6 protein-coding genes and 1 tRNA gene are annotated in these 10,197 nt (G+C 71.8%); 4 read left to right on the top strand and 3 right to left on the bottom strand.

Annotated elements, in window-relative coordinates; genetic code table 11:
- From ACWC5O_RS19905 to ACWC5O_RS19895, 3 genes are all read right to left on the bottom strand, one after another.
- A partial coding sequence (locus tag ACWC5O_RS19905; RefSeq protein WP_450781024.1) for a chaplin occupies positions 1 to 405 on the bottom strand: 405 nt, incomplete at its 3' end.
- A 142-nt stretch (positions 406 to 547) separates the two neighbouring features.
- Positions 548 to 781 (bottom strand): chaplin ChpH, encoded by a 234-nt coding sequence (chpH, locus tag ACWC5O_RS19900; RefSeq protein ID WP_450584412.1) that lies wholly within the window; start codon positions 779 to 781, stop codon positions 548 to 550.
- A 147-nt stretch (positions 782 to 928) separates the two neighbouring features.
- Positions 929 to 2,254 (bottom strand): M20/M25/M40 family metallo-hydrolase, encoded by a 1,326-nt coding sequence (locus ACWC5O_RS19895; protein ID WP_450584414.1) that lies wholly within the window; start codon positions 2,252 to 2,254, stop codon positions 929 to 931.
- Between the two features lie 195 nt (positions 2,255 to 2,449).
- Here ACWC5O_RS19895 and ACWC5O_RS19890 point away from each other — a divergent pair.
- The 4 genes from ACWC5O_RS19890 to ACWC5O_RS19875 all read left to right on the top strand — a co-directional run bounded on the left by ACWC5O_RS19890 (position 2,450) and on the right by ACWC5O_RS19875 (position 10,128).
- Positions 2,450 to 2,537, top strand: a tRNA-Leu gene (locus ACWC5O_RS19890).
- A gap of 82 nt (positions 2,538 to 2,619) precedes the next feature.
- Entirely contained in the window at positions 2,620 to 4,731 is a 2,112-nt protein-coding gene (locus ACWC5O_RS19885) for an McrB family protein (RefSeq protein WP_450584415.1), read from the top strand.
- A complete protein-coding gene (locus tag ACWC5O_RS19880) occupies positions 4,715 to 6,004 on the top strand; it encodes an McrC family protein (RefSeq protein ID WP_450584417.1) in 1,290 nt (429 codons plus the stop codon). The genes ACWC5O_RS19885 and ACWC5O_RS19880 overlap by 17 nt, the downstream gene beginning before the upstream one ends.
- A gap of 263 nt (positions 6,005 to 6,267) precedes the next feature.
- Positions 6,268 to 10,128, top strand: coding sequence for a Pls/PosA family non-ribosomal peptide synthetase (locus tag ACWC5O_RS19875; RefSeq protein ID WP_450584419.1), 3,861 nt, complete (start codon positions 6,268 to 6,270; stop codon positions 10,126 to 10,128).
- Positions 10,129 to 10,197: the final 69 nt, after the last annotated feature.

Here is a 10,197-nt window from a genome sequence, read left to right as displayed (position 1 = left end):
CACGTCCACGCTGTTGCCGCACACGTTCACCGGCACGTCGATCGGCACCTGGACGGTGTTGCCCGAGCCGACGCCCGGCGAGCCGCCGGTGTGACCGCCCGCGTGCGAACCGCCGGAGCCACCGGAGCCGCTCGAGTCGCCGTAACCCCCCGCGTCGCTACCGCCATGATTGGCGCACTTGTTGCCCACGGACGGGTTGAGAAGCCCGACCACGTTCACGGTGTTGCCGCACACGTTCACCGGCGCGTGCACCGGCGCCTGCACCGTGTTGCCGGACAGTACGCCGGGCGAGCCGGCCGCGGAGCCGACCGCGGCCGAGTCGGCCTGGGCGTAGCCGCTCGCGGCGGCGAGCACACCGGTGGCGGCCGCCATGGTCATCAGGCCCTTGCGGGTGACCTGTCGCATTTCTGGATTTCCCCCCTGCCTTCGATTCTCCGTGCGTTCCGCGAAAAGGATTTCCGCGAAAAAAAGACCGGTCGGCCTCGGAGCGCATGGCGCGCACGCCGAGGCCGACGGCTCGTGAAAGACGCCCCTCAGAAAGCCGGCGTCAGCTGTTGATGCAGGTGTTGCCGAAGGCGGGGTTCAGGAGCCCGATCACGTTGATCGTGTTGCCGCACACGTTCACCGGGACGTGCACGGGCACCTGGACGACGTTGCCGGAAATGACGCCCGGCGAGTTCACGGCGGCACCCTGGGCACCCGAGTCGGCGACGGCCAGGCCCGCGCCGGCGAGAACCAGACCACCGGTGGCAGCGGCGGCAGCGACGACCTTCTTGATCATTATTCCTCCTTGTAGGCAAACGCGATCCCAAGGTGCGGCATCGCATTACCTGTAACGAGGAGGGAGTAATGGAGCTACGAGCTTATCGTCGCATTCACTCTTCTCAGTCGATCTCGTACGGGCGCCCGAATACCTGGGCCCAAGACTTCACGACGCGTCGATGAACCGGTCGAGCACCCGCACGCCGAACTTCAGCCCGTCCACCGGGACCCGCTCGTCCACGCCGTGGAACATGCCGGCGAAGTCCAGCTCCGGCGGCAGCTTGAGCGGCGCGAAGCCGAAGCCGCGGATGCCGAGGTCGTCGAAGGACTTGGCGTCGGTGCCGCCGGAGAGCATGTAGGGGATCGCCTTGGCGGTCGGGTCCTCTGCCAGCAGCGCGGACTGCATGGCCTCGACGAGCGCCCCGTCGAAGCTCGTCTCCAGCGCCTTGTCGGAGTGCACGTCCTCGCGCCGGACGTTCGGCCCGAGCAGCCGGTCGAGGTCGCCGAGGAACTCCTCCTCGTGGCCCGGCAGGAAGCGTCCGTCGATGTGCGCGGTGGCCTCGCCCGGGATGACGTTGACCTTGTAACCGGCGTTCAGCTGGGTGGGGTTGGCGGTGTTGCTCAGGGTCGCGCCGATGAGCTTGGCGATGCCGCCGAGCTTGGCCAGGGTGGACTCCATGTCCTCCGGGTCCAGCTCGGTGCCGAGTGCGTCGCCCAGCTCGTCGAGGAAGGCCCGGGTGGTCTTGGTGACCCGCACCGGGAACTTGTGCCGGCCGACCCGGGCGACCGCCTCGGACAGCTCGGTGATGGCGTTGTCCCGGTGGATCATCGACCCGTGCCCGGCGGTACCGGCCACGGTGAGCTTCATCCAGTGCATGCCCTTCTCGGCCGTCTGGATCAGATAGAGCCGCCGCTGCTCGTTCACGGTGAAGGAGAAGCCGCCCACCTCGCTGATCGCCTCGGTGACGCCCTCGAACAGGTCCGGGTGGTTGTCGACCAGGTGCCGGGCGCCGTACGTGCCGCCGGCCTCCTCGTCGGCGAGGAAGGCGAGCACGATGTCCCGCGGCGGCCGCCGCCCGCTGCGCAGCCGGTCACGCACGACCGCGAGGGTCATGGCGTCCATGTCCTTCATGTCGACGGCTCCGCGCCCCCACACGCACCCGTCGGTGACCTCACCGGAGAACGGGTGGTGGGTCCAGTCGTCGGCGTTGGCCGGTACGACGTCCAGGTGGCCGTGGATGAGCAGCGCGGGCCGGGACGGGTCCTCGCCCTCGATCCGGGCCACGGTGGAGGCGCGTCCCGGGTGCGACTCGAAGATCTTCGGCTCCAGCCCGACCTCGGCGAGCTTCTCCGCGACGTACTCGGCGGCCTTGCGCTCCCCGGGGCCCGAGTGGTCGCCGTAGTTGCTGGTGTCGAACCGGATCAGCTCGCGGCAGAGGTCCACGACCTCGTCCTCGCCGGTGACGCCCTTGGCCGTGTCCGTCTCGCTCACGCTGCGTCCTTCCGCTGTCTGCTGGTGGTCCCCCTCATCCTCTCTCCGCCCGGCCCCGGGCCCAAGACCGGTCCCGACCCGTCACACGCCGTTCACGCGGGACCGGGCCGCGGGACGGGGTGTGATCAGCCACCCCCGAAAGCCTGGTAATGTTTCCTTCGTCGTCGCGGGGAGAGCCCGCACGACAGACACCTTGTCCGGGTGGCGGAATGGCAGACGCGCTAGCTTGAGGTGCTAGTGCCCTTTATCGGGCGTGGGGGTTCAAGTCCCCCCTCGGACACCAGTGAGGGCCCCTGTTCATCAGGGGCCCTCTGCTTTTCCCTGTTTCCCTCCTCCGGCCGGTCCCCGGGGTGAATTATGAGCCGGTGGCAGACAAGACGAGCGTGGAAGCGGCGGCCCGGGTCTTCGACCGGGCGGCGCTGAGGGACTTACTGGAGCGGGCCGAGCAGGTCCGGCAGCGGGTGGTCGAGAGGTTTCCGCTCGACGACTGGCCCCGTCTGCCCTTGCGCCGATACGCACTCGGCACGTCCTACGACCCAGCGCTCGGCCGCCCGTTCTGCTGGCTGATGGAGTACGGGACGGATGTGCTCGGCAGCATCCGCGGCGGCAGCGCGGCGAAACACATCATCTACCGGAGCCGGCGCGCCGATGAGTGGCGCTTGCCGGCCCCGCTACGGAAGGTGAGCGCCGGTGAGGCGTGGGACGTGGTGCGCGAGGAGTTCGTCGCCGCGTTCGCCGGCGTGCGGGTCAGGAACTTCCGCGCCATCGACGACCTCGACACCCTGTCCTACGGGCAGGCGCTGGTCACCAAGTCTCTGGCCACCTACTTCCCGGACGATTTCCTGCCCATCTACTCGGCCTCCCACATCAGGCACTTCACGGACCTGCTCGGCGGCACCGGGCATCAGGCCTACGGGAACGTCCGTTCCTGGCAAGCCAACCGGGATCTGCTCGCCCTCGTCCGCGCCAGGCCCGAGTTCGACGGATGGCACCCCCTGGAGGTCATGCGCTTCCTGTACGGCGAGTTCTCCCCGAAGCCCAGGCGCCGCGACACCTGGAAGATCGCCCCCGGACAGAACGCCCGGCTGTGGGAGGAGTGCCGGGAGGGGCAGCACATCCGGGTCGGCTGGGACGAGGTGGGCGATCTCGGTGACTACGAGAGCGACACGGAACTCAAACAGGCGCTGGACAACGTATGGCCGCAGTCGGCGGGCGGGCATCTGCGGCTCGCGCGGCAGCTGCTGACCTACCGCGACCTCGAACCCGGCGACCTTGTCGTCGCCAACCGCGGCAAGTCGGAGGTGCTCGCGCTGGGCGAGGTCAGCGGCGGCTACACCTACGACGAGTCGTACGCCGAGTTCCGGCACAAGGTGCCCGTGACCTGGGACGAGAGCTACGCCCAGGTCTTCCCGCCCGAGAACGCCTGGCAGCCCACGTTCGCGAAGGTCCCCGAGAAGCTCCTGCGGCGCATCAGGGAAGCACGCGCGGTGCCGGCCGCGCTGCCGGCGTCGGTGGAGGTTCCCGGCGCCGTGGAGGACGTACTCGACGCGCTGGAACACAAGGGGCAGGTGATCCTCTTCGGACCGCCCGGCACCGGCAAGACCAGGCTGGCCCTGAGCGCCGCGCTGGCGCTGACCGGACGGCCGGACGCCATCGAGGCGACGCCGGCCGAACGCTCGGCGGCCGTGACGAGCCTGCTGCCCGCGCCGGGGACCGACGAGGTGACCGAGGTCTCCCTGGTGACCTTCCATCCGTCGTACGGGTACGAGGACTTCGTCGAGGGATACAAGCCCGACCCGGCCTCGGACCAGGCCGGGCTGAAGCTCGAGCGGCGCGACGGGATCTTCCTCCGGATCTGCGCGGCGGCCGAGAAGGCGCCCGGCCGGACCTTTCTCCTGATCATCGACGAGATCAACCGCGGTGACCTGCCCCGCATCCTCGGCGAACTCGTCACCCTGCTGGAGATCGACAAGCGGGCGATCCCCGTGACCCTGCCCATCAGCGGGCGGCAGGTCGGCATTCCTCCCAACGTCCGGATCATCGGCACGATGAACACGGCCGACCGAAGCGTCGGCCACCTGGACGCGGCGATCCGGCGGCGCTTCGCGTTCCTGGAGGTGCCGCCCGATCTGGACTCCGTCGAGGGTTCCGTCGGCGCGCTCGACCTCGCGGCGTTCCTCGCCGGGCTGAACACCAGACTCGTCCGGGAGTTCGGCGCCGACCAGCAGATCGGCCAGGCGTTCCTGTTGCGGGAGGACCGGCCCGTCACCACGGAGGAGGAGCTCAGCGCCGTCTTCTACCACGACATCGTGCCGCAGATCGAGGACCACGGCATGGGCCGACCCGAGCCGCTGCGGGCCGTTCTGGGCGACCTCGTGGACCCGGACTCCGGCCGTATCGCGCGTATGACACCGCAGGACCTCCCCAACAAGCTGGCCGCCGAGTTCACGGAGCCGGACGATGCCGTCGAGCGGTGAGCGCGGCTCGGGGCTCAGGGACGTCTTCGTGCAGGAGCACAAGTCCGTTGTGCTGGAGCCCGGCGAACTCACCGAAGCCGATCAGCGCGTCCTCGACCGGCTCCGTGACAAGGACCGGCTCCGGCTGCAGCGGACACCGGACGGCTGGAAGCTGGAGGCCAGGTCCACGGTCGGGGTCCTGCGGCTGCAGCACGTACGTCTGGTCGTCGCTCCGAAGATGGCCATCTCCGGTGCCCGGCTGATGTCCTGGCTCTGCTACGCACGCGACACCCGGCTGCCGTTCGACGACCCGGCCTCCAGGAAGTGGCTGACGGGCAGCGCCGGTTACGCCGCCGTCGTCCCGCACGCCCTGCTCACCGAATGCCGGGCGCTGCTCGACGAGGGGCTGCGGCGTGACTACGTACGGACCGAGCAGGTGCAGCCGGTGCTGCGCGGGCAGTTGGACCTGCGGGCGCAGCTGACGCACCGGTACGGCGTCGTCGACCGGCTGCACGTACGGAACTTCGAACGGCGCGTGGACACCTGGGAGAACCTGGTCTGCGGTGCCGCGCTGCACGCGGCGATACCGCTGGCCGCCGACGCGAACCTGGCCCTGGCCCTGCGGGATCTGGCCGAGCGCTTCCCCCGACCACAACTGCCGGTGACGGCCCCTCGTCTGCTGGCCCGCGCCCGCTATACAAGGCTCAACTCCCGCTACCGGCCTGCCCACACCTGGGCCCGGCTGGTCCTGGGCGGCGGCGGGGTGACCGACCTGCTGCACGACCGCGGCCTGCCCGCGGGGAGCCTGCTGCTGCGGATGGACCGGCTCTGGGAAGTGGTCGTCCAACGGATGGCCGCGCGGGCGGCGCAGGAGTTCGGCGGGCGGCACGTGGAGGTCGCCGAGGTCCCCGCCATCAGGACGAGCGACGAGACCGGCCCGTACCCGCAGCCCTTCCGGCCCGACATCCTGGTGCGGTTCGAGGATCCGGAGGCGCGCTACCTGCCCGTCGACGCCAAGTACATCGGATACGACGGGAAGCGGCTCAGCGCCGAGAACCGGCATCAGCTCCTCACGTACATCGCCGGATACACGACACCGGACGCCCCGCTCGCCGCCCTCGTCCACCCCGGACCGGAAGGCGCCACGAGCCGGACCGTGCGCATCGACGGACCGGGCGGGCGGCATCTCGGGACGATCCGAGTCCTGGGCATCGACACCCGGCTGACGCCCGAGCAGGCGGCACAGCCGCTGCGGGAACTCGTCGCGGAGTTCGCGGCGGGCGGCGGTAGTTGACGGCACGAATTGCCCTGAGTGTCCACTCGCTTGCGGTGCGTGTGGGACATCTCTCGTCGGGCACGAAAACGGCAGGTCAGCGCTGCCGGTCCGGTCCGCCCCCACTCACCCGGACAGCCTTCCCGGGTGGCTGGACCAAGAGGCGAAGCCTAGCGTCGTACTAATATTTCCGGCTTGTTACCGAGCTGGAGCCGGACAACCCCAGGCAGACCTGCGGGCCCGCCAGCGCCCCGGAGGCTTCCGGGATCGAGACGCGAGGACCGATGGCAGCCATAGACGAGAGCAGTGCTCTCGGCCTGCTCGACGAAGAGTTCCGCACGCAGTTCGGCGACAGGGCACGCTTCTCCGCGGGGCCCGCCGCCTCACCGCGCACGCTGGTCGACGTCTTCGACGCGTCCGTGCGGTCGTACCCCGACGAACTCGCCCTGGACGACGGCACCCACCGCCTCACCTACCGCGGTCTGGCCGTGGAGGTGGAGCGGTTGCGGCGACGGCTCGCCGAGGCGGGGGTCGGGCTCGGGGACCGGGTCGGGGTGCGGGTTCCCTCGGGGACCAATGACCTGTACGTCGCGATTCTCGCCGTCCTCGCCGCCGGCGCCGCCTACGTCCCGGTGGACGCCGAGGACCCGGACGAGCGGGCCGAGTTGGTGTTCGGGGAGGCGGCCGTGCGGGCCGTCATCGGGGCCGGGCACACCATCACCGCCCAGGGCGCCTCCGGCTCCCCCGCCGCCCGGCCCGGCGTCGAGCACGACGCCTGGATCATCTTCACCTCCGGGTCCACCGGAAAGCCGAAGGGTGTGGCCGTCACGCACCGCAGCGCCGCCGCGTTCGTGGACGCGGAGGCGGCCCTCTTCCTCACCGACGAGCCGGTCGGGCCCGGGGACCGGGTCATGGCGGGGCTGTCCGTCGCCTTCGACGCGTCCTGCGAGGAGATGTGGCTCGCCTGGCGGTACGGCGCCTGTCTGGTACCCGTGCCCCGGTCGCAGGTCAGGAGCGGTGCCGATCTGGGGCCCTGGCTGGTCGAGCAGGAGATCACGGTCGTGTCGACCGTGCCCACGCTGGCCGCGCTGTGGGAGCCCGAGACCCTCAACGACGTACGGCTGCTGATCTTCGGCGGCGAGGCCTGCCCGCCCGAGCTGGCGCAGCGGCTGGTCACCGAGGGGCGCGAGGTGTGGAACACCTACGGGCCGACCGAGGCGACCGTCGTGGCCTGTGCGGCGCTCCTCACGGGTGAGGAGCCGGTGCGGATCGGGCTGCCGCTGAACGGGTGGGAGCTCGCTGTCGTCGACGAGAGCGGGGAGCCCGTGCCCATGGGGGGCAGCGGGCAACTCGTGATCGGCGGGGTCGGGCTCGCGCGGTATCTCGACCCCGGGAAGGACACGGAGAAGTACGCGCCGCTGGAGTCGCTGGGCTGGGGGCGGGCGTATCGCAGTGGTGACCTGGTCAGGGCCGAGCCCGAGGGACTGGTCTTCCTGGGGCGGGCCGACGAGCAGATCAAGCTCGGCGGGCGGCGGATCGAGCTGGGCGAGGTGGACGCCGCGCTGCAGGCGCTGCCCGGTGTGGCGGGGGCCGCCGCCGCGGTGCGCACCGCCCGCAGTGGCAACCAGCTCCTCGTCGGGTACGTCGTCACCCAGGACGGCTGGGACCAGGCGGCCGCCGTCGAGAAGCTGCGCGCGGAGCTGCCCGCCGCGCTGGTGCCGCTGCTCGCGCCCGTCGCCGAGCTGCCGACCCGGACGTCCGGGAAGGTGGACCGCGACGCCCTGCCGTGGCCGCTGGAGGGCGTGCAGGCCCCCAAGGCCGATCTGTACGGCACCGAGGCCTGGCTCGCCGAGCAGTGGGCCGAGGTGCTGGGCATCCCGGTGACCAGCGCCTGCGACGACTTCTTCGCGATCGGCGGCGGCAGTCTGGCCGCCGCCCAGCTCACCACCCGGCTGCGCACGCGCTACCCGAGCGCCGCCGTCCTCGACGTCTATCAGCAGCCCACCCTGCGCAAGCTGGCCCGGCGCCTGGAGGCCTCGGCCCAGGGCGACGGCGCGCGGCGGACGGTGGCTCCGGTGCCGGTGGGCGCCCAGGCGCTCCAGCTCCTGCTGCTCGTCCCGCTGCTCACGCTGCTCGGGCTGCGCTGGACGGTGGTCCTGGCCGCCGTCGGGAAGCTGCTGCCCGCCTACGCCTGGCTGCCGACCGCCCCCTGGTGGCTGCTCGCGGCCGGCGCCCTGCTGTTCTTCAGCCCGCCCGGCCGGATCGCGCTCGCGGCGGGCGGGGCGCGGCTGCTGCTGCGGGGCCTGGAGCCCGGCACGTACCCGCGTGGCGGGAGCGTGCATCTGCGGCTGTGGACCGCCGAGCGGCTGGCCGAGTTCAGCGGGGCCACCTCGCTGACCGGCTCGTGGCTGGAGCGGTACGCGCGGGCGCTGGGCGCCAGGGTCGGGCCCGAGGTGGACCTGCATTCGCTGCCGCCGGTCACCGGTCTGCTCAGGCTGGGGCGCGGCGCAGCCGTGGAGTCCGAGGTGGACCTGCGCGGGTACTGGCTGGACGGTGACCGGCTGGCGGTCGGTCCGGTGCGGATCGGCGCGCACGCCGTGGTCGGGACGCGCAGCATGCTGTTCCCGGGCGCGCGGGTCGGCAAGCGGGCCGAGGTGGCGCCGGGGTCGGCGGTCACCGGGCAGGTGCCCACCGGTCAGCGGTGGGCGGGCGCGCCCGCGGTCAAGCTCGGCAAGGCCAAGCGCAACTGGCCGAAGGAGCGGCCGCAGCGGGGCACGTACTGGCGGATCATGTACGGCGTGACGGGCATGGCGCTCAGTGCGCTGCCGCTGCTCGCGGGCGGGGCTGCGCTGCTGGTCGCCGGGGTCTTCGTGGCGCCCGGCACCTCGCCCGCCCAGGCACTGCGCGGGGCCGCGCTCGGGCTCGTCCCGGCCACGCTCGCCTACGGGCTGGCGTACGCGCTGCTGATCCTGATCGCCGTACGCCTGCTCAGCCTGGGGCTGCGCGAGGGCACGCATCCGACGCACAGCCGGGTCGGCTGGCAGGCGTGGACCGTGACGCAGCTGATGGACCGGTCCCGGGAGACGCTGTTCCCGCTGTACGCGGGGCTGGTCACGCCGGTGTGGCTGCGGTTGCTGGGGATGCGGGTCGGGCGGGGCGCCGAGGTGTCGACGGTGCTCGCGCTGCCGAGCCTGACCACGGTCGGCGACGGGGCCTTCCTGGCGGACGACACGCTGACCGCGCCGTACGAGCTGGGGGGCGGCTGGGTGCGGATCGGGCACGCGGAGATCGGGCGGCGGGCCTTCCTCGGGAACTCCGGGATGACCGCGCCGGGGCGGAGCGTGCCGGACGGCGGCCTGGTCGGTGTGCTGTCGGCGACGCCCAAGAAGGCCAAGAAGGGCACCTCGTATCTGGGGCTGCCGCCGGTGAAGCTGCCGCGCAGTGCCGCCGGCGGGGACCAGAGCCGTACGTACGACCCGCCCGCCCGGCTGCTGTGGGCGCGCGGTCTGGTGGAGCTGTGCCGGATCGTGCCGGTCTTCTGCTCGGCGGCGCTGGCCGTGCTGACGGTGGCGGCGCTGTGCGCGCTGGGGCCGTGGGCGCCGCTGCTGTCGGGGCTGGTGCTGCTCGCGGCCGGGGCCGCGGCCGCGCTCACCTCCGTCGTGGCGAAGTGGCTGCTGGTGGGGCGGCACCGCACCGGGGAGCATCCGCTGTGGAGTTCCTTCGTGTGGCGAGGCGAGCTGGCGGACACGTTCGTCGAGGTGCTGGCCGTGCCGTGGCTGGCCGGGGCCGTGCCGGGGACGCCGGTGATGACGGCGTGGCTGCGCGGGCTCGGTGCCCGCATCGGCAAGGGCGTCTGGGTGGAGAGCTACTGGCTGCCGGAGACGGACCTGGTGACCTTGGAAGACGCGGCCACCGTGAACCGCGGCTGTGTCCTGCAGACTCACCTCTTCCACGACCGGATCTTGCGGACGGATACTGTGGTCCTCCGTGAGGGCGCCACGCTGGGCCCTGGCGGGATCGTGCTGCCCGGCAGCACGGTCGGGGCCCGTACGACCCTGGGTCCCGCGTCGCTCGTCATGGCCGCGGAGTCCGTCCCGGACGACACCCGCTGGCTCGGCAACCCGATCGAGGCATGGCGTCCGTGAGCGCGGCCTTCTCGGGGTCGCCCGCCGACGGTGTCGCGGACGGTGCACCGGCACGGAGTGGTGGCACAG

This window comes from Streptomyces sp. NPDC001450 (assembly GCF_053597295.1).
Note: the sequence above shows the minus strand (reverse complement) of the source record. Positions and strands in the feature narration are given on the sequence as shown.